The sequence below is a fragment of the Nitratireductor basaltis genome (assembly GCF_000733725.1).
In the GTDB taxonomy this organism is placed as follows: domain Bacteria; phylum Pseudomonadota; class Alphaproteobacteria; order Rhizobiales; family Rhizobiaceae; genus Chelativorans; species Chelativorans basaltis.
Genome location: NZ_JMQM01000001.1, coordinates 1,560,826 through 1,579,430 on the forward strand (window position 1 = coordinate 1,560,826; position 18,605 = coordinate 1,579,430).

Consider the following 18,605-nt stretch of genomic DNA (forward strand, 5'->3'; position numbering starts at 1 on the left):
ATTAAGCGCTAAACTCTCGATCGCCTGAACCCCGCGCGCCTTGCCTCCACTTCGCTGCAGAAGTGGCGCTCACCTCTCAACCAGTTGACGCGCGTGCGTGTATAGTACTCCTGCCCAGGCAGATGATAAATGCGCTCGCCAGAAGCTGAGATGTTTCCTTTTATGTTGAAGCGCGGATCGATAAATGGAGCTGCTAAGGAAGTGAACCGATCCAGGTAATAGCCCCAGGCGAAGGCACCGAGAAGCACTAGAGCTGAAGCTAAGAGGAGCCATCGTCTTCGCATGCGTCACTTCCATGGCACGCAAGCGATGCCGTCACCATCCCGATCAAGCCGATACTCATCCGGCCCAATCACTTGGATAGGGCCTGACGCATACTCAGAACCGTTCCCGCTCCCGCCTGCACAGTCCGCATCGCTGGTGACAGGTAGGCACGGGTCGCCGCTAGGGTGGCACTCCGCGGTGGCAAAATAGGAAGAAAGCAGCAATGCCGCCAAGGCAAGCGTTCGCGCCTCTGGCCTCCCTCTCAGTCAGTGCCTGGAACCGAGATGCTATCCAAAGGTGAGTCGGCTGGGCTGTACAGCCTATTGCTGCATATAGGTCATCTCAGCTCTCTCGCAGCGCAGGCATTCCTGCTCCACGGATCATCGGGAAGCCTGTGGGCGAGTGGGTAAATGAGCGGCAGGGTCACTCATCGCATCTCTGAGCTATTTGCGGCGGATGTACTTGATGAGTGCAAACACGCCAAGGATCAGCAGAAGGAATAGAAGCCAAAGAACGCCCATTGCTCCCATTCCTCACATTCCCATTTCATCTATCATCATTGATCGCTGTCTCCCTGGACATAAGGCGGCAAGTCGGCTGCAAAAGTTAAGCTTACGAGACCCAACACCTTCAGACAGGGGAGCGTTCTCTGTGAGAGGCGCAAGTGAAATCAAGCTTGGTTGGAAAGTGAGCCGATCAAGAGACTGAAGTTAGGTGTCGGATGGGAAGGCTGAATCCCATCGCGTCACCGATCAAGAAGATCGGCTCACGTCTCGGCCACGCATCAAGAGATGAGAAGGCCAACTAGAGGCGAGGCAATCAGCCATGGGACTCCTGGTACAAGACAGTCAGATGACAGCGCCTTCGCGAGAAGGTCTTCCCTCTCTGCTTGTTGTCTTAGCTACTGCTCGGGAGACCGCGGAAATTTCATATTATGGCGCACAGGCAGAAAGGCTTGGTCGAAATAGAGGTCCGATGATTACGCCTCTCTTAAATCGCATTTCATCGAAAAGTGCGAGGGGCTGCCTTCTGAAGACCGACGTGCCACTACGCCATTGAATTTCAGTTCTGACCCTTGGTAGATTCGGACACTCTTACCTGGTTCAAGACCCGGATATACATGGCCGGTGGGGCAATAATCGTACGTGACAGACAAACTCCAAACACCGCTGTCAAGCTGCACCACTTCCATATCGGCAATCGATTCGTTGCCAGCAACTACTCGCATCATCTCCTACACTTTCTCTGTGTTGCAGCCGTGTTGCGTGTAGCTGCCGAGTGTGCGGGAAAACCCTTGAAAATCAAGGGAACTGGATTGCAACACGACGCAACAAAAAAATTAACGCAAACGCCCTCTAAATATTTGAAATCATTGGCGATCCCGGCAGGATTCGAACCTGCGACCATCGGCTTAGAAGGCCGGTGCTCTATCCAACTGAGCTACGGGACCGTGAGCCCTGTTCAGTGTGTCCAGGGGATCTTGCGGTCATAGCGGAAATTTTCCGCATAAGACACCTGCCGGCGCTTCGGAGGCTTGGCTTCTTCGATACGGTAGGCGATTCCGTTGCGGGTCGCGTAATCGATCGCTTCTTCCTTGCTTGCGAAGGTCAGCTTGACCTGACGGCGCGTATCGCTGGAAGAGGTGTAGCCCATGAGCGGATCGATGGTCAGCGGCGCTTCCGGCTCGAATTCAAGAACCCAGTGGCCGGTTTTGGCCGTGCCGGACTGCATGGCGGTTCTGGAAGGGCTGTAAATGCGCGCGGACATCAATGACCCCGTTCTCGCGTTGCGACCAGAGGGAAACGGCGAGCGCCGTACCCGCGTTCCCTGCCAGCCTGGCGGCTGAACAGGAGATGGTCGGAGCGGCAGGATTCGAACCTGCGACCCTCTGGTCCCAAACCAGATGCGCTACCAGGCTGCGCTACGCTCCGAGCGAATGAACCCCTATAGTCTGCGGCTGTGCAGTGCAAGAGCCGAATTGGGAAATTCTACATGAAACAGAGGGGTTTCTGCTGTTGGCTCATCCCGTGTCATCCAGATGGCCGACATCAACGCCGGATCACCACGCCCAGCAGAAGAATTGACAGCATGCACGCGATCAGCAGCCACGCGGCTGCAGACCAATCCATGACATTTGTGGTCGTGATTTCCTTTACGACAAGGCCGAGTCTGAAGAACAGGAGCTCGATACGCTCGCCTATCCAATCCGTCAGATCATACAGCATGAGGATGCCCTCCGCTCAGGATGGGCTTCAGCTTAATATGAGCCGGAAAACAAAACCTTAACGTTTGGCGGTGCAGGGACACCGATTCGCGGAGGGATCCAGACGCGCGAAAACCGCCGGCGGGAGGGAAGGCCAGCGGTTTCCGGTCGCGATACGCCTTTTAGTGGCGCTGTGCGTGTGCTTCGCTGCCGGAGAAGGAGCGCATGAGCGGCATGATCTGCCACAGGGCGGAGAGACCGACCAGAATGTAGACAATGCGTGCCAGAAGGGCGTCCTGCCCCCCGAAAATGGCGGCTACAAGGTCAAAGCCGAAGAGGCCGACGAGAAGCCAGTTGATACCGCCAACAATGATCAGCAGCAGAGTGATTGCGTTGAGTGAGTGCATTGAGCCAAGCCCTTTGTCGCGTTGAATGGCTTGGAAACGTGGCATGCAGGTGATTGTTCCCGCGCCTGGGACACAACCAGATCACTAAAATGTCATAGAAGCCGGCAGTATCGCCGCCCCCTCACTCCTGGCGCGGGTGTGAGCGCTCCAGTTCGACAAGAACTTCACCAGCCAGCGCTCGTGTGATTTTCGACTTTCGTTCGAGTGCTGCTCGATCCAGAAGGTCGACGACCAGGCGCGCGGTCGACAGGGAACGCTCCATGCGACGCGTGACATACTGGACCACATGCGGGTCGACGACGACCTGCCGGTCGGCGAAAAGCTTCATCAAGACACCGGTAAGCAGCATGTCATCTGGTTCCGAAATCTCGACGATTTGAGCTGCGCGCAAACGCGACAGAAGATCGGGGATCCGGATATCCCAGGATGAGGGGTAGGAGCGAGCCGTCATCAGCAGGTAGGAATGGGACTGCTTCACTGCGTTGATAAGATGAAACAGGCCGCGCTGGTCGAGATCAGCGCGATCGGCATTGTCGACGAGGATGGGCTGACAGCGCGCAGTCTCCACCGTCTCCGTCGTGATGCTGTCGGCGGGCACCGACACTGCTCCGCTCTCACCAAGCCAGATTTCCGCCAGATGTGACTTGCCGCTTCCGGGCGGACCTGCGAGCAGCGCGACAGGTGAAATCCATTGCGGCCAGCGGTCGACCAGCGCCAGTGCCTGTTCATTTGCCTCTGTCACGACAAGATCGTCGCGCGTGCGCGCCTCGCCATGAGCGAGATCAAGCGGAAGTTGCCGCGGCCCCTCGCGCCTTTGCATCATGGCAGTTCACGATCCGCCGATGTTCCGCTGCTTTCCCCGCCATAGAGCGGAGACTGCAGGTAGCGGGCAAGCGCGAAGCGCACCAGAACCGCGATCGCAGCGGCAGCGGGAACCGCGATCAGGAGCCCGACAAATCCGAACAGAAGCGCAAAGGCAAACAGCGCGAACATGAGCCATACCGGGTGAAGGCCGACACTGCGGCCGATCAGCTTGGGCTGCAATATGTTGCCCTCAAGAAACTGGCCTGAGAAAAAGACCGCTGCCACGGCTGCGACCCAGTACCATTCAGGCCAGAACTGCACGACCGCCACGCCGATCGAAAGCGCCAGCCCGACCAGGGAACCCACATAGGGAATGAAGCTGATGAGTCCGGCAAAGAAACCGATCAGCAGACCGAAATTCAGCCCGACCAGTGTCAGACCTATGGCGTAGTAAAGACCGAGGATGAGGCAGAGTGTGCCCTGCCCGCGCACGAAGCCGGCCGTTGCAGCATTGATGTCGCGCGCGATCTGTCGAACCGTCTCGACATGGTCGCGCGGCACCCAGCTGTCGACACGCTCGATCATGCGGTCCCAGTCAAGCAGCATGTAGAAGGCGACGACCGGTGTCACGACGAAGAGGCTTGCCAGATTGACGATCGCCATGCCGGAGGTCCAGATCGATTTGAACAGCGTCGCGACGAAGCCGGTACCCTGGGCAAGCAGGGCCGTCAGCCCTTCGCGCAATTCCTGCTCGGAAACACCCAGAACCTGCTCGAACCATTCCGGGTCCAGATTGGTGATGAGTGCCTGAAGCCGAGAAAGATAATCCGGCAGCCTTACAAGAAAATCGGCGAGCTGATTGGACAGCACAGGCACCACCAGCATCAATGCCAGCGTGACGGTCACAAGGAAGGCAAGAAGGATGACGACCGTTGCCGCAGTGCGCGAAAGCCCGATCTTCTCGAGCCGGTCGGCAACGGGGTCAAGGAAATAGGCAAGCACCATGCCCGCCAGGAAGGGCAGCAGGATGGAACTGAACACGTAGAGGAACGCGATCAGGAAGGCTGCGCCAAGCAGCCAGAACATCACCTGGCGCGTCCAGCCCGCTACGGGTGCGGCAGGCTCACGAGCCTCCGGGGGAATTTGTGTCGACATAGCCGCCCATGTGCTTGATCCAGTCAACGAGATAGGCCGCGCCAGAAGCCACGGTCAAGAGGCCGGTGGCGTAGATGAGCGCATGCGTGAGGAAGCTTGAGGAAAAAGCAAAGGCCAGATCCGCCAGTACCACTGCCGCAAGCACGATCTGCGCGACAGTGTTCGCCTTGGAAACCATGAGAGGCTTCATGGCCACCGGATTGCCCATGATCGTGGCAAGCAGGACACCGCCCACAATAAGCGCATCGCGAGAGACCACCGCAATGACAAGCCAGAGAGGAAGCACCTCCAGATAGCTCAGGACGATGAAGACGCTGACCAGGAGCAGCTTGTCGGCCATGGGGTCGATATAGGCGCCAAGCTCGCTGCGCTGGTTGAAATGACGAGCGATGAAACCGTCCACGCCATCGGAGATTCCTGCCACCAGAAAGCCGGTGAATGCCCATCCCATATGTCCCTTCAGCAGTGCAAAAACCACCGCGGGCACCAGCAGAAAGCGCAACAGCGTGATGAGATTGGGTATTGTCACCTTCTGCCCCCCTTCAAAGCCTCGGCGGTGAATGGACGCGCGCCGTCCTTCCCGTATAGCATGAGCGAGATGGTTCGCGTCAGCTCAAGCATTCAGGAGGCGACTGGGCCAGCTGGCAAACCCACAAAGCAGTGGGTGCAGGCCGACCCAAGCTTGCAGCCATCACCGAGGCATGCAATTAGCCGGTCAGGAGGCGTCGGGCAGCCGCGCCGAAGGTCGCACTGGGGCAGGAACACTCATCATGGACGACAAGAAGAACGGCCTCTCCTACGCCGATGCGGGTGTCGATATCGATGCCGGCAATGCGCTGGTGGATCGCATCAAGCCACTGGTACGCTCCACGCGCCGGCCCGGTGCGGATGGCGAGATCGGCGGCTTTGGCGGCCTGTTCGACCTGAAGGCCGCAGGCTTTAGCGATCCCGTGCTGGTCGCGGCCAATGATGGTGTCGGCACGAAGTTGAAGATCGCGATCGATGCCGGCATCCACAACACGGTGGGCATCGATCTCGTTGCAATGTGCGTGAACGATCTTGTCGTGCAGGGAGCCGAGCCGCTCTTCTTCCTCGATTATTTTGCAACCGGTAAGCTTGATCCGGAACAGGGCGAGGCCATCGTATCGGGCATTGCCGAAGGTTGCCGTCAGGCAGGCTGCGCGCTGATCGGTGGCGAGACGGCGGAAATGCCGGGCATGTATCATGGCGATGACTATGATCTGGCAGGCTTCGCCGTCGGCGCCGCAGAGCGAGGCCAGCTTCTGCCGACCGGCGACATCACCGAAGGCGACGTCATTCTGGGCCTTTCCTCGTCGGGTGTTCACTCAAACGGCTTCTCGCTAGTGCGCAAGATCGTGGATCTTTCGGGCCTGCAATGGCAGGATGAAGCGCCATTTGCGCGCGGCACATCGCTCGGTCAGGCACTGCTTGAACCAACCCGCATCTATGTCAAGCCGCTCCTTTCGGCCATTCGCGACACCCATGGCCTGAAGGCGCTGGCCCATATAACCGGCGGCGGTTTCCCTGAGAATATTCCGCGCGTCCTTTCGGATGATTATGCGGCCGAAATCGATCTCGATGCCATCGACGCCCCGCCGGTATTCGCCTGGCTCGCAAACAAAGGCGGTGTCGAGACGACTGAAATGCTGCGAACCTTCAATTGCGGCATTGGCATGATCGCCGTTGTCGCCGCTGGCCAGGCGGCACAGGTGGCCGGTGTGCTTCAGAAGGCGGGCGAGCATGTCACGACGCTTGGGCGCATTGTCCCGCGCCGCGAGCATGGCGTAATCTATCGCGGAGAGCTTGAGCTATGACAAAGAAAAAGACTGCCATCCTGATTTCCGGCCGCGGTAGCAACATGACGGCGCTGATCCGCGCGGCAGAAGAAGCCGATTATCCCGCCGAGATCGTCGGCGTCATTTCCGACAATGCAGATGCAGCAGGCCTTGCCGCGGCCAAGGCCTCGGGCCTGGAAGCCATCGCGATTCCACGCGCTGAATTTCCCGACAAGGCCGCGCATGAGGCGGCGATCGAGGAAGCGCTGGACGGCCTTGGCGCGGAGATCATCTGTCTTGCCGGTTTCATGCGGCTGTTGAGCGGTGACTTCGTCAAGCGCTGGGAAGGCCGGATGCTGAATGTGCACCCTTCCCTTTTGCCACTGTTCAAGGGCCTGAACTCGCACAAGCGTGCTCTAGAAGCCGGCATGCGCATTCATGGTTGCACGGTCCACTTCGTGACGCAGGAAATGGATGGCGGACCGATCATCGCGCAAGCCGCGGTTCCGGTTCTGCCCCATGACACGGAAGAAGAGCTGAATGCCCGTGTGCTGAAGATGGAGCACCAAACCTATCCGATGGCGCTGGCACTGGTTGCCTCCGGCAAGGCAGCCATGGAAAACGGGCGCACGGTCTTCGCGCGCAACGCCAATGTCGGATGGGGCGAGTACAGCACGCTTCTGGTGCCGTCATCCATCGAGGAAGTCTTCGATATCGAGGATCTGGCGCGGCTGACGCCCTAGTCAAAACACACGGCCAGCTCCAGTTCAGAGCTGGCCGTTTTCTTTCGCGCGTGCGGTTGTCGCTTCATCGACGAGTTCGCGTATCTGCGCCAGTAACGGATGAGCTCCGGTTCTCTCGCGCCCATAGCTAAGATTGAAGGCATAATCGAAATCCGCCGGATTGCCGCCGATCACGTGCTGCAGCATGGTCTCGATCTTGTCGAAACCCTTCGCGAAGATGGCTTCCGCGGTTCTTGCAGCGCAATACTCATCCCACAGCGCCAGCATTTCGGCCTGCAGGTCCTGCGGCAGCGGCTCGCACAAGGTGATGAAGTCGCGACGTTCGCGCGCCTGCCGCGCGCCATTGTCCGGTTTCTGCTCGATGGCTGGCACATCGCCAGAGATCGCTTCGCCGAGATCGTGGAGGATGCACAATTTCACGAGTTTGAGCATGTCCAGGCCCGACAGCTCCTTCTCGAACAGTATGACGAGAAGGCAAAGCCGCCAGCTGTGCTCTGCAACGCTTTCGGGGCTACCCTGACGGGTGAAGCCGCTGCGCAACGTATCCTTCAGCCGCTCAGCCTCCTGCACGAATGCAAGGATCGAGCGATTGCGCTCACGATCATCCACGGCATTGCCCCCTCTTACAGCGCGCGCAGCCAGACCTTCGTGTCATGGAACGCAGCGCCACCATAAGGCGCGATGGAGTCTGCTCCAGTCAGCACATTGATGCCTTCGCCACGTTCATGCGCATGGTTCGGCCAAATGCCTTCGGCGATGACCACGCCGCGGCGCATTCCGTCGAACAGTCTGGCGTGAAGCACGACCTCGCCACGGCGGTTGCCAATTTCGACGCGCTGGCCTTCCTCCACCCCGAGGGCGCTCGCATCTTCGGGATGCAGCATCAGCTCCGGCCGCCCTTCCCGTTTCTTCGAGCCCGGTGTCTCGGTAAAGCTGGAATTGAGGAAGGTGCGCGCGGGCGATGTTGCCAGACGGAAGGGATGTTCGGGATCCGCTTCCTCGATCAGCGCGACATGGTCGGGAAATTCCGGCAAGGCCTGATGCTGCCCCTGCACGCCGATGCTCTCGGGCGGGCGGTTGGGGGACGGCGTGTTCGTCCAGTCGGGGCGGAAACGGAACTTGCCATCCGCGTGACCGAAGCCATTGATGAAGTGCGCGGTGTCGAAATCGGGCTGCACATCCGCCCAGCGGTCATGGCGAAAGCTCTCGAAACTTCCAAGGCCGCTCTTGTCCAGCATCCAGTCGAGATGTTCGCGCGCGCTCATCCCGAATCCCTCGAGATGATCCACGCCCAGGCGCCTGGCCAGTTCCTCGATCACATAGAGGTTCTCGCGCGCCTCGCCCGGCGCATCCACGATTTTCGGCCCGAGCAGAATGTGCTGATGACCACCGCCGCGATATATGTCGTCATGCTCGACAAACATGGTCGCCGGCAGAACAACATCGGCGAGCAATGCCGTGTCGGTCATGAACTGCTCATGGACGGCAAAGAACAGGTCATCGCGCATCAACCCCTGTTTCACCAATCGTTGCTCCGGCGCGACATTGGCGGGGTTGGTGTTCTGGATCAGCATGGCCTTGACCGGCGGGCCGCCGTGAAGCGCTTCGGCATCGCCGGTCAGAACGCGGCCGATCTGTGACTGGTCAAGCGAGCGCACATTGGGATCGGCATAGGCGTGGCCTTCGATCAGCGATTTGTCGAGGCCGAAGATCGATGAATTGGAGTGAAATGCGCCGCCACCCTCATAGGCCCACGCACCGGTTACAGCGGGAATGCAAAGGGCCGCATGCATGTTCACCGCGCCATTGCGGTTGCGGGTGAAGCCGTAGCCAAGACGGAAATATGTGCGCTTCGTCTCGCCGACCAGACGCGCGAAGGTCTCGATCTCCGCAATGGACAGACCGGTTATGGCTGACGCCCATTCGGGAGTACGCGATTGCAGATGCGCCTCAAGTCCTGCCGGGTCGTCGGTATAGCGTGCGAGATAGTCGCGGTCGGCAAGCCCCTCGCGGAAAAGCACATGCATGACCGCGCATGCCAGCGCGCCGTCGGTTCCCGGTTTCAGGACCAGCGCCAGATCGGCCTGTTTCATGGTCGCGTTGTCATAGACATCAATGACCACGATCTTCGCGCTGCGTTCCTTGCGGGCCCTGATTGCATGGGTCATCACATTGACCTGCGTGGCGACCGCATTGGTGCCCCAGATGACAACGCAATCGGATTTCGCCATTTCGCGCGGATCGGAGCCGCGCAGGGCGCCCGCTCCCATCATCCAGCCGGTCCAGGCCGGATTGGTGCAGATCGTATCGAACTGCTTCGAATAGCCTTTGGCATGGCGCAGGCGGTGGATCGAATCGCGCTGCACTAGCCCCATCGTGCCGGCATATTGATAGGGCCAAACGCTTTGCGCGCCGAATTCCGCTTCCGCCTTCAGGAAGCGCTCGGCGATGAGGTCAAGCGCGGCCTCCCAGCTTGCCTCCTTCCAGGCACCCTCGCCGCGCGCACCGGACCGCACCTTGGGCTTCAACAGCCGGTCGGGATGGTGGACCCGCTCGGCATAACGGGCGACCTTGGCGCAGATGACGCCGGCGGTATAGCTGTTGTCCTTGGCGCCGTGGACGCGACCAATCTGGCCATCCCTGATCTCGATATCGAGAGCACAAGTGGACGGGCAGTCATGCGGGCAGGCCGAATGGGCGATGCGGATATTTGCGTGTGTGTTCATGGGGCGAGACTAGCCTATTTGCAGCGCAGAGCGTAGAGCCACAGTCACAAAGACGTCTCTCATTTCGCGCAAGACCGGGTGCAGATCATGAATTATCGCCACGCCTTTCATGCAGGCAATTTTGCCGATGTGGTCAAGCACGCGATCCTGACGCGGATCATCGCCTATCTGCAGCGCAAGGACAAAGCCTTCCGCGTGATCGATACACACGCGGGACTGGGCATCTATGATCTTTCCTCGGATGAAGCCCAGCGCACGGGCGAATGGCAGGGCGGCATTGGCCGGATCAGGACTTCAAACATTCGCGAAAAGACGAATCTTCTGAATCCCTTGCTGGATGCGGTTGAGGCATTGAATCAGGATGGTGAGATTTCGCATTATCCCGGTTCGCCCTTCGTCACCCGCCATCTCCTTCGAAAGCAGGACCGCCTGACAGCGATCGAACTGCACGAAGCCGATGCGGGTGTTCTGGCCGGCAATTTCGAGGGCGACCATCAGGTGCGTGTCATCCATCTGGATGGCTGGCTGGCGCTTGGTGCGCATCTGCCGCCGAAGGAAAAGCGCGGGCTCGTTCTGATCGATCCGCCCTTCGAGAAGGAAGGCGAGTTCGAGCGGATGGTCACGGGCCTGGAAAAGGCGCACAAGCGGTGGCCCGGCGGGATCTTTGCCTTCTGGTATCCGATCAAGAACCGCGAGGCGGTAGCTCAGTTTCATCGCGACCTACGCGACAGCGGCATTGCGGATATCATCGATGTGCAGCTGAGCGTGCGGGATGAAAGCAGTGAGCCGCGCTTTGATGGCACGGGCATGGTCATCGTCAATCCGCCCTATATTCTCGAATCGGAACTGAACGAGCTTCTGCCGCTTCTGCATGATGCGTTGAGCGAAGGCGGCAAAGGTGAATACAGCGTCACGCGTCTTGCAGATGAAGCCAACACTTGACGCTGACAAGCTGCTGTTAAAGATTGACCATAACAATTCGAGGCGAAGAACCGCGCCTTCTCACGGAGTTTGACCCATGCCGCGCCGCAGTATCTCAAGACTTCTGACCAACTTCATTGTCGGCGCTGGCCTGACCGTTTCCATCGCAGGCTCGCCGGCTCTGGCCGCCGACTACCTTGTCGGACCGGGTGCGATCGTCGAGACGAGCGTGTGCGCGCATGAGAAGGTGCACGCGGTCATTCAGAAGAATTTCCGCTACCAGGTCACCCATGTACCTCACCTGCCGGATGTGGACATTGCGGCGATCTACAACACCAGCATCACGCGCCATCTTCCGGCCACCGAAAACAGCCCGATCGAGCGCCTTTACTGCCAGGGCACCGCGCAGCTTTCCGACGGCTCCAACCGGTCCATCTGGTATCTGATCGAATATGGTCAGGGCTTCGCTTCCATAGGCGACAATGTGGAATTCTGCGTGGCGGGCTTCGACCGGTGGAACGTCTACAACAACTGGTGCCGCGTTCTGCGCTGATGTCCCGTTCATTTCCCAGCCTCAGGAGCGGGCTGCTTCGCCCTCTCCTGCTCGCCTGCGCGGTCGCCATTTCGGGCGGTGCTGCCGAGGCACGCAAGGCGGAGCAGCCCGGCAATTTCGACTTCTATGTGCTCGCGCTTAGCTGGTCGCCCAGCTACTGCATCAGCGAGGGCGAGCGGGCGAATCGCCAGCAATGTGGCACGTCGAGGCCCTACAGCTTCATCGTTCACGGCCTTTGGCCGCAGCGGGAGAGCGGATATCCGACCTATTGCGCCAGCCGGGAACCGGACCGCGTGCCGAACCGGCTGGTGGATGATCTGCGAGATCTGATGCCTTCGGCCGGCCTCATCGGCCATCAATGGCGCAAGCATGGCTCCTGCACCGGGGCGAGCCAGGAAGAGTATTTCCGGCTTCTTCGCAAGGCACGCGAACGGGTGAAGGTGCCGAAAGTGTTCGACAGTGTCGACAAGCCCATCATGGCCACGCCTGAGAGCATCGAAGAGGCCTTTCGCAAGGCCAATCCGCAACTGCCCGGCGATGCAATCGCTGTCACCTGCGGCAAACGGATGATGCGCGAAGTTCGCATCTGCCTGAGTGAAGAGCTTGATTTCCGCAGCTGTCGCGAGGTTGACCGCAAGGACTGCCGGCTGGACAAGGTTCTTCTTCCGCCCACACGCGGCCGCTGAAAAACCGTTCAGACAAAGAAAAAGCCGGGCACATGGCCCGGCTTTTCCTCGTTAAGCTTCTGATCTGTCAGGATTAGAACTGCATACCGAAACCAACCATAACCTTGTGGCTGTTGACGTCGACTTCAGTCGGCGCTGCAAGGTCATAGGTTTCGCTACCGTAGTCGGTGTAGCGGTATTCAAGACGAGCAAAGCTCTTCTCGGTCAACTTAACGTCGGTGCCTGCACCTGCAGTCCAGCCGAGGTGGGTCTGATCGTCAGAGAAACCACCCTGCGAAGCTTCGAAGCGACCAGCTGCACCACCGGCGGTACCGTAAAGCAGGACGTTGTTGAAGACTTCATAGCCAGCGCGTGCACGCAGCGAACCATCAACGCCGCCTTCAACGGTTGCGGCTGCGGTATCGGTCTCGATGCCGTTATAATTCACGTCGCCTTCAAGGCCGAATACCCAAGGACCGGACTGAACATTGTAACCGGCAAATGCGCCGCCAACGAAGCCGTCAATGTCATACTCGGCACCATCGACCGTTGCGTCACCGCCGAAGCCGTAACCAGCCTGAAGACCGGCATAGAAGCCGCCCCAGGAAGCAACCGGAGCAACTTCCATCGGCGCTGCAGGTGGCGTCGGTGGAACGTCCACGATCGCGTCAGCGGCCTGAGAAGAAGCAACACCTGCTACGGTGAGAAGTGCTGCGGCAGCAGCCGACAGCGCGAAATTCTTAGTGGCCATTATGTGAACTCCTTAGCCAAGATGTTCCAAGATCGGATGCACAACTCGCATCCTTCTGCGCCCCTCCGCAGCAACCTGAATGATCAAGATGCGCTGCGGTTCCGCCAGTGACTGCAGAAAATCACGATAAAGGTGGCGGCAACGTGGCTAGAACTGGCCTCAAATTTGACCTTATGGCTTCAGAACGGTTTGGTCATGCACCTGTTGCAAAAATGCCAACAAAACAGGGGCCTGCGGGGCTGGTTTTATGGGTGATCGCTCGAAGGCGGTACCGCATGCCGGACAGCCGGATAAACTTCCGGAAGTTCAGGTGCAGCGGAAAAAGCAGGCAACATGGCTAAGAGAAGGTAAAGAAATGCCCCTTCGGTCGAGTGGATGAATGAGGGCAGCCGGTGCGACTGCCCCCGCTCGGTCCGCCTCAGGAGTCAGGCTTAGAAGTGCATGCCGATGCCGAGCATTATTTTGTTGTTCTGCTGTTCGAACTCGTAGCTGTTGTTGCCGATGGAGACATCGGTCGCTTCGAGTGCCACATGTCGATATTCGACACGGCCGAACAGGCGACGACCGAATTTCATCTCCGCGCCACCGCCATAGGTCAGGCCGAACATGTCTTCGCTCACTTCGCCATCTGCAGTGGTGATGGTGGGTGCGCCATAGGCACCGCCAACCGTACCGTAGATCATGATGCGATCGCTGAGCGCATAGCCAAGACGCGCCCGCAAGCTGGCATCGAGACCGCTTTCGATGGTGACGCCCTGTTCAGTCACTTCGTCGGCCGTGTAGCCCACATCGGCTTCGGCACCGAAGACCCAGCGGCTGCGCTGCCAGTTGTAGCCCACGAAGCCGACACCGCCATAGCCGTCGGTATCGATGCTGGTGCCACCGAAATTCTCATCCAGCTGGCCGAATGTGTAAGCACCGGAGATACCCGCATACATGCCACCCCAGGCGGCTGTCGGCTGAACCACGAGCGGCACCGTGCGCTGTGGGGTCACGGGTATGGGATCGGGTGGAGAGATGACAAGGTCGGCGGCCAGAGCCGCGGGAGCAGCAATCACGGTGACAGCTGCGGAAAGAGCAAGTGCGGAAAGTCTGCTGATGTTCATTTCTAAAAACTCCTTGGCGGCGTGGCCGCAATCGGTCGGAAACCGGCAATGATCTGGCTTTACGAAAGACGAGATAATCAAACTGGTCGGGCGAAACGCCTCGAATGGAGCATGAGTCGCGATTGGGGCTGATTGGTTGCGAAAGCCTGCTTGAAACTTGGACATTTTGCGGCAATTGCAGGGCTTTTTATGGTCGGATAAACAATTGCAGACACGGTCTGACGCCGGTTCTGTCAGTTGAATATGAGAACCAGCAGCTGCAATTCTGGCGTGATTGGAAGGCCTCGCTTAAAACAGCCTAACCGACACCTTGCCGCAGCCCCTTCAGTCGCACACATTAGGCCCATGCAGAACAAAGCAGAAAATATTCTCATAACCGGCGCTGCCAAGCGCATCGGACGGGCGATGGCGCTGGATCTTGCGGCTTCGGGTTTCGGTGTGGCTGTCCACTATAACGGATCGCATGAAGCCGCCGAAGAAGTCGTGCGCGAAATCACCTCAAAAGGCGGACGCGCCGCCGCCGTTCAGGCTGATCTGAGCGATTCGGCTTCTGCAGCGGGCCTTGTAGAAGAAGCAAAATATGCCCTTGGGCCCCTTTCGGTCGTCGTGAACAACGCTTCGCTCTTCGAGGAAGACAGCGTGCATGATTTCGATGATGACGGTTTCGATGCGCATATGGCCGTGCATGTGAAAGCCCCGGCGCTCATCACGCGCAGCTTTGCCAGACAGCTTGATGGAAAGCCGGGCCTCGTCGTCAACATCATCGACGAGCGGGTATGGAAGCTGACGCCGCGCTATTTCACCTACACGCTCTCGAAAGCCGCATTGTGGACGGCCACGCGGACATTGGCGCAGGCGCTGGCCCCCGACATCCGCGTGAACGCCATCGGCCCCGGTCCCACCCTGCCCAACCAGAAGCAGGACGATGACGGTTTTAGGAGGCAGACAGAGGCGTTGCTTCTTGAACGTGGCCCCGCACTCAAGGAGTTCGCGGCAACGGTCGAATATCTGTGGCGAATGCCCTCGATCACCGGACAAATGATCGCTCTCGACGGCGGCCAGCATCTCGCATGGCAGACGCCGGATGCCGAGGAAGACGGTGCATGAGTGAGGCTGAGGACAAGACGACTGTCCCGGTCACGACAAGTGAGATCTCGTGGGATGCGGCAGATGAGGGAAGCGGCCTGAAGGGTGCCGAAGCCATTCAGGCTGTCGTCAAACGCCTGCCGAACGCACCGGGCGTCTACCGGATGATGAATGAGGCCGGCGACGTGCTTTATGTCGGCAAGGCGCGCAGCTTGAAGAAGCGCGTCAGCAATTATGCGCAGGGTCGCGGCCACTCGAACCGGATCGTGCGCATGATCCGTGAGACGTCTTCCATGGAATTCGTCGTCACCCGAACCGAGACCGAAGCGCTTCTTCTTGAAGCCAATCTCATCAAGCGCCTGCGCCCGCGCTTCAACGTGCTTCTGCGCGACGACAAGTCCTTTCCATACATATTGCTGACCGGCGACCATCCGGCACCCGGCATATTCAAACATCGCGGTGCGCGCTCGCGAAAGGGCGAATATTTTGGCCCCTTCGCTTCTGCCGGCGCTGTCGGGCGCACGATCAACTCGTTGCAGCGGGCCTTTCTGCTGCGTACCTGCACCGACTCCGTCTACGAGACGCGCACGCGACCTTGCCTGCTCTACCAGATCAAGCGCTGTTCCGGCCCCTGTACGGGTGAAATCAGCGAAGAGGGTTATGCGGAACTTGTGTCGGAAGCCAAGGCCTTCCTGTCGGGCAAGTCGAGCAAGGTGAAGTCCGAGATTGCAGCGGCCATGCAATCCGCTTCTGACGACATGGATTTCGAGCGTGCTGCGATCTATCGCGACCGCCTGGCGGCCCTGTCCCATGTGCAGGCACATCAGGGCATCAATCCGCAAGGCATCGAGGAAGCAGATGTATTCGCCATCCACCAGGAAGGCGGACAAAGCTGCATCCAGGTCTTCTTCTTCCGGACCGGCCAGAACTGGGGCAACCGCGCATATTTCCCCAAGGCCGATCCGGATATGGAAGCAGGAGAAGTCCTGAACGCGTTTCTCTCGCAGTTTTACGATGACAAGCCCTGCCCTCGTCTGATCCTGACCTCGCACGAACTGGAAGAGCGCGAACTGCTGGAGGAGGCGCTATCGACCAAGGCCGGGCGTCGGGTCGGCGTCTCGCGCCCGCAGCGGGGCGAGAAGAAGGATCTTGTTGGTCACGCGCTGCAAAATGCGCGCGAGGCACTGGGGCGGCGCCTTGCCGAAACATCTTCGCAGGCGCGACTTCTGCAGGGCTTCGCGGAGACTTTCGGCCTCGAACAGGCACCGCGCCGCATCGAAGTCTATGACAACTCCCACATCATGGGCACCAATGCCGTGGGCGCGATGATCGTGGCGGGGCCCGAGGGCTTCGTGAAGAACCAGTACCGCAAGTTCAACATCCGCTCGACCGACATCACGCCCGGCGATGATTTCGGCATGATGCGCGAGGTGATGCAGCGGCGCTTTTCCCGGCTCCTGAAGGAAGAAGGCCTGCCGAAACCCGGCGCGGACAGTGGTGATGACGAGCGGTTCCCCGCCTGGCCCGATGTCATCCTCATCGATGGCGGACAAGGGCAGATGAGTGCGGTTCGCGCCATTCTCGACGAGTTGGGCGTCAGTGACGCGGTGACGGCGATTGGCATCGCGAAGGGGCCGGATCGTGATGCGGGCCGCGAGCGCTTCTTCATGGAAGACAAGCCTTCCTTCACGCTGCCCATGCGTGACCCGGTTCTGTATTTCGTGCAGCGCCTGCGCGACGAGGCGCACCGTTTCGCCATTGGTTCTCACCGCGCGCGGCGCAAGAAGGAGATGGTCAAGAACCCGCTTGACGAGATCAGCGGAATTGGTCCCACGCGCAAACGCGCGCTTCTGCACCATTTCGGCACGGCAAAGGCGGTCAGCCGCGCGGGCATGGAAGATCTTATGGCCGTCGAGGGCATATCGGAATCCACCGCACGGATCGTCTATGAACATTTTCACGAAAACGGCTGAGATGGCCCGTATGGTGCCTCGCACGCTTGACCCTCAGCGCTGCACCTGATTTGACGACATAACCTTTCTCAAAGAAGCCAGATCGATGTCCGGACGTGCTTTCAATCTTCCAAATCTGCTGACCTATGCCCGCATCCTTGCGGTGCCGGCAATCGTCTTGTGCTTCTTCCTCGAAGGCCGCCTGCAATCAAGCGACTTTGCCCGCTGGTCAGCCCTGGCCATTTTCATCGGCGCGAGCATCACGGACTATTTCGATGGCTATCTGGCGCGCAGCTGGCAGCAGACCTCGAATATCGGGAAGATGCTCGACCCCATCGCCGACAAGCTTCTGGTCGCATCCTGTCTGCTGCTTCTGGCCGCTGATACCGACCGCACGATTGCAGGCTGGACGTTGTGGGCAGCCATCATCATCCTCTGCCGTGAAATCCTGGTTTCCGGCCTGCGTGAATATCTGGCCGCACTCAAGGTTTCCGTGCCGGTAACGCAGCTTGCCAAGTGGAAGACCACGATCCAGATGGTCGCAATCGGATTCCTGCTGGTTGGTCCCGCCGGCGACAAAGTCGTGCCCTATATCACTCAGGCAGGTATCGTGCTTCTGTGGATCTCCGCGGTGGTCACGCTCTATACGGGTTATGACTATTTCCGCGCGGGCCTGAAACACATCATCGACGAGTAGTTTCCATGAAGCTGGTCTATTTCGCCTGGGTTCGCGAGCGCATCGGGAAGAACGAGGAAGAAATCTCGGTCCCGCACGAAGTGACCGATATAGCCGGGCTTCTGGACTGGCTTGCCGACCGGGGCGACGGATATGCAGCGGCACTTGAACAGCGCCAGGTGATCCGCGTGGCGGTAAACCACAGGCATGTGACACATGACACTCGCCTGCCCGCCGACGGAGAGATTGCGCTTTTCCCGCCAATGACAGGCGGCTGAACCATGTCCGTGACGCCGCTAGTCAAGGTTCAGCGCGAAGATTTCAGCCTTGAGGCGGAAACAGACCGCATGCGCGATGGCCGCAGCGATATCGGCGCGCTCGTCACCTTCACGGGGCTTTGCCGGGACGAAGGCGGAAAGCTGGCGGCACTGGAGCTTGAGCATTACCCCGGAATGGCGGAAGAAGAGCTCGGACAACTTGCCCGCAAAGCCATTGACCGGTGGGATCTGCAGGCACTGACCGTGATCCACCGTTTCGGGAGGATAATGCCTGGCGAGAATATCGTGCTGGTGGCGGCGGCTTCAGCACATCGGCGCGCAGCATTCGAGGCCGCGGATTTTCTGATGGACTATCTGAAATCCAATGCGCCCTTCTGGAAGAAGGAGCATCTCAGGGACGGCCGTACGGGTGAATGGGTGGAAGCCAAGGCGCAGGACGAACAGGCGCTCAGCCGCTGGAAGGTCTGAACATGAAAAAGCCGGAGGCAGCGCCCCCGGCTTTTTCATGTTCAGTCGGTC

The 18,605-nt window shown here is 59.3% G+C and carries 21 protein-coding genes and 2 tRNA genes; 10 read left to right on the top strand and 13 right to left on the bottom strand.

All coding sequences use genetic code 11. The features are described from left to right. Nucleotides 1-8 precede the first annotated feature (8 nt). The 9 genes from EL18_RS18425 to EL18_RS07585 all read right to left on the bottom strand — a co-directional run bounded on the left by EL18_RS18425 (nt 9) and on the right by EL18_RS07585 (nt 5,362). Nucleotides 9-284 carry a sunset domain-containing protein gene (locus tag EL18_RS18425; RefSeq protein WP_081871118.1) on the bottom strand — a complete coding sequence of 92 codons (276 nt, stop codon included), beginning with the start codon at nt 282-284 and terminating at the stop codon, nt 9-11. 1,353 nt (nt 285-1,637) lie between these two features. Beyond that, nucleotides 1,638-1,714 (bottom strand) — tRNA-Arg (locus EL18_RS07555). A gap of 11 nt (nt 1,715-1,725) precedes the next feature. Continuing rightward, entirely contained in the window at nt 1,726-2,031 is a 306-nt protein-coding gene (locus EL18_RS07560) for an ETC complex I subunit (RefSeq protein WP_036481420.1), read from the bottom strand. A gap of 87 nt (nt 2,032-2,118) precedes the next feature. Next, a tRNA-Pro gene (locus tag EL18_RS07565) sits at nt 2,119-2,195 on the bottom strand. Nucleotides 2,196-2,312: 117 nt separating this feature from the next. Continuing rightward, on the bottom strand, nt 2,313-2,489 hold the full coding sequence (locus EL18_RS17925; protein ID WP_161781977.1) for a hypothetical protein: 177 nt from the start codon (nt 2,487-2,489) through the stop codon (nt 2,313-2,315). Between the two features lie 160 nt (nt 2,490-2,649). Continuing rightward, entirely contained in the window at nt 2,650-2,874 is a 225-nt protein-coding gene (locus tag EL18_RS07570; protein WP_036484226.1) for a DUF378 domain-containing protein, read from the bottom strand. Nucleotides 2,875-2,995: 121 nt separating this feature from the next. After that, nucleotides 2,996-3,697, bottom strand: a complete 702-nt coding sequence (hdaA, locus tag EL18_RS07575) for a DnaA regulatory inactivator HdaA (RefSeq protein WP_036481423.1) — start codon at nt 3,695-3,697, stop codon at nt 2,996-2,998. Then, on the bottom strand, nt 3,694-4,833 hold the full coding sequence (locus EL18_RS07580; protein WP_036481426.1) for an AI-2E family transporter: 1,140 nt from the start codon (nt 4,831-4,833) through the stop codon (nt 3,694-3,696). Before EL18_RS07580 ends, hdaA begins: the two co-directional genes overlap by 4 nt. Next, nucleotides 4,802-5,362 carry a CDP-alcohol phosphatidyltransferase family protein gene (locus tag EL18_RS07585; RefSeq protein ID WP_036481429.1) on the bottom strand — a complete coding sequence of 187 codons (561 nt, stop codon included), beginning with the start codon at nt 5,360-5,362 and terminating at the stop codon, nt 4,802-4,804. The genes EL18_RS07580 and EL18_RS07585 overlap by 32 nt, the downstream gene beginning before the upstream one ends. 241 nt (nt 5,363-5,603) lie before the next feature. On the opposite strand from EL18_RS07585, the gene purM reads away from it, so the two are divergent. Both purM and purN read left to right on the top strand, forming a co-directional pair. Further along, nucleotides 5,604-6,668: a phosphoribosylformylglycinamidine cyclo-ligase gene (purM, locus tag EL18_RS07590; protein ID WP_036481432.1), complete on the top strand. Its 1,065-nt coding sequence runs from the start codon at nt 5,604-5,606 to the stop codon at nt 6,666-6,668. Then, entirely contained in the window at nt 6,665-7,372 is a 708-nt protein-coding gene (gene purN / locus EL18_RS07595) for a phosphoribosylglycinamide formyltransferase (RefSeq protein ID WP_036481435.1), read from the top strand. The genes purM and purN overlap by 4 nt, the downstream gene beginning before the upstream one ends. Before the next feature lie 24 nt (nt 7,373-7,396). On the opposite strand, the gene EL18_RS07600 is transcribed toward purN, so the two are convergent. Continuing rightward, the gene (locus tag EL18_RS07600; RefSeq protein WP_036481438.1) at nt 7,397-7,981 is read right to left on the bottom strand and encodes an HD domain-containing protein; all 585 of its coding nucleotides are present in this window, start codon (nt 7,979-7,981) and stop codon (nt 7,397-7,399) included. A gap of 14 nt (nt 7,982-7,995) precedes the next feature. Beyond that, nucleotides 7,996-10,098: a molybdopterin-containing oxidoreductase family protein gene (locus tag EL18_RS07605; protein ID WP_036481441.1), complete on the bottom strand. Its 2,103-nt coding sequence runs from the start codon at nt 10,096-10,098 to the stop codon at nt 7,996-7,998. A gap of 87 nt (nt 10,099-10,185) precedes the next feature. On the opposite strand from EL18_RS07605, the gene EL18_RS07610 reads away from it, so the two are divergent. The 3 genes from EL18_RS07610 to EL18_RS07620 all read left to right on the top strand — a co-directional run bounded on the left by EL18_RS07610 (nt 10,186) and on the right by EL18_RS07620 (nt 12,258). Further along, a complete protein-coding gene (locus tag EL18_RS07610) occupies nt 10,186-11,040 on the top strand; it encodes a 23S rRNA (adenine(2030)-N(6))-methyltransferase RlmJ (RefSeq protein ID WP_036484229.1) in 855 nt (284 codons plus the stop codon). A gap of 76 nt (nt 11,041-11,116) precedes the next feature. Next, nucleotides 11,117-11,572, top strand: coding sequence for a hypothetical protein (locus EL18_RS07615; RefSeq protein ID WP_051913871.1), 456 nt, complete (start codon nt 11,117-11,119; stop codon nt 11,570-11,572). Then, complete coding sequence (locus EL18_RS07620) at nt 11,572-12,258, top strand: ribonuclease T2 family protein (RefSeq protein WP_051913874.1); 687 nt, start codon at nt 11,572-11,574, stop codon at nt 12,256-12,258. The genes EL18_RS07615 and EL18_RS07620 overlap by 1 nt, the downstream gene beginning before the upstream one ends. A 73-nt stretch (nt 12,259-12,331) precedes the next feature. Here the strand turns inward: EL18_RS07620 and EL18_RS07625 are convergent, their stop codons facing one another. Together EL18_RS07625 and EL18_RS07630 are read right to left on the bottom strand one after the other, a co-directional pair. Next, nucleotides 12,332-12,988: an outer membrane protein gene (locus tag EL18_RS07625; RefSeq protein WP_036481443.1), complete on the bottom strand. Its 657-nt coding sequence runs from the start codon at nt 12,986-12,988 to the stop codon at nt 12,332-12,334. A gap of 431 nt (nt 12,989-13,419) precedes the next feature. Continuing rightward, nucleotides 13,420-14,094 carry an outer membrane protein gene (locus EL18_RS07630; protein WP_036481445.1) on the bottom strand — a complete coding sequence of 225 codons (675 nt, stop codon included), beginning with the start codon at nt 14,092-14,094 and terminating at the stop codon, nt 13,420-13,422. A gap of 345 nt (nt 14,095-14,439) precedes the next feature. Here EL18_RS07630 and EL18_RS07635 point away from each other — a divergent pair, with 345 nt between their 5' ends. The 5 genes from EL18_RS07635 to EL18_RS07655 all read left to right on the top strand — a co-directional run bounded on the left by EL18_RS07635 (nt 14,440) and on the right by EL18_RS07655 (nt 18,554). After that, nucleotides 14,440-15,201, top strand: a complete 762-nt coding sequence (locus EL18_RS07635) for an SDR family oxidoreductase (RefSeq protein ID WP_036481447.1) — start codon at nt 14,440-14,442, stop codon at nt 15,199-15,201. Further along, on the top strand, nt 15,198-17,153 hold the full coding sequence (gene uvrC / locus EL18_RS07640) for an excinuclease ABC subunit UvrC (RefSeq protein ID WP_036481449.1): 1,956 nt from the start codon (nt 15,198-15,200) through the stop codon (nt 17,151-17,153). Before EL18_RS07635 ends, uvrC begins: the two co-directional genes overlap by 4 nt. 85 nt (nt 17,154-17,238) lie before the next feature. Then, nucleotides 17,239-17,829, top strand: coding sequence for a CDP-diacylglycerol--glycerol-3-phosphate 3-phosphatidyltransferase (pgsA, locus tag EL18_RS07645; protein WP_036481451.1), 591 nt, complete (start codon nt 17,239-17,241; stop codon nt 17,827-17,829). Between the two features lie 5 nt (nt 17,830-17,834). Then, nucleotides 17,835-18,086 (top strand): molybdopterin converting factor subunit 1, encoded by a 252-nt coding sequence (gene moaD / locus EL18_RS07650; protein ID WP_036481453.1) that lies wholly within the window; start codon nt 17,835-17,837, stop codon nt 18,084-18,086. A gap of 3 nt (nt 18,087-18,089) precedes the next feature. Continuing rightward, entirely contained in the window at nt 18,090-18,554 is a 465-nt protein-coding gene (locus EL18_RS07655; protein WP_036481455.1) for a molybdenum cofactor biosynthesis protein MoaE, read from the top strand. The last annotated feature ends 51 nt before the right edge of the window (nt 18,555-18,605 follow it).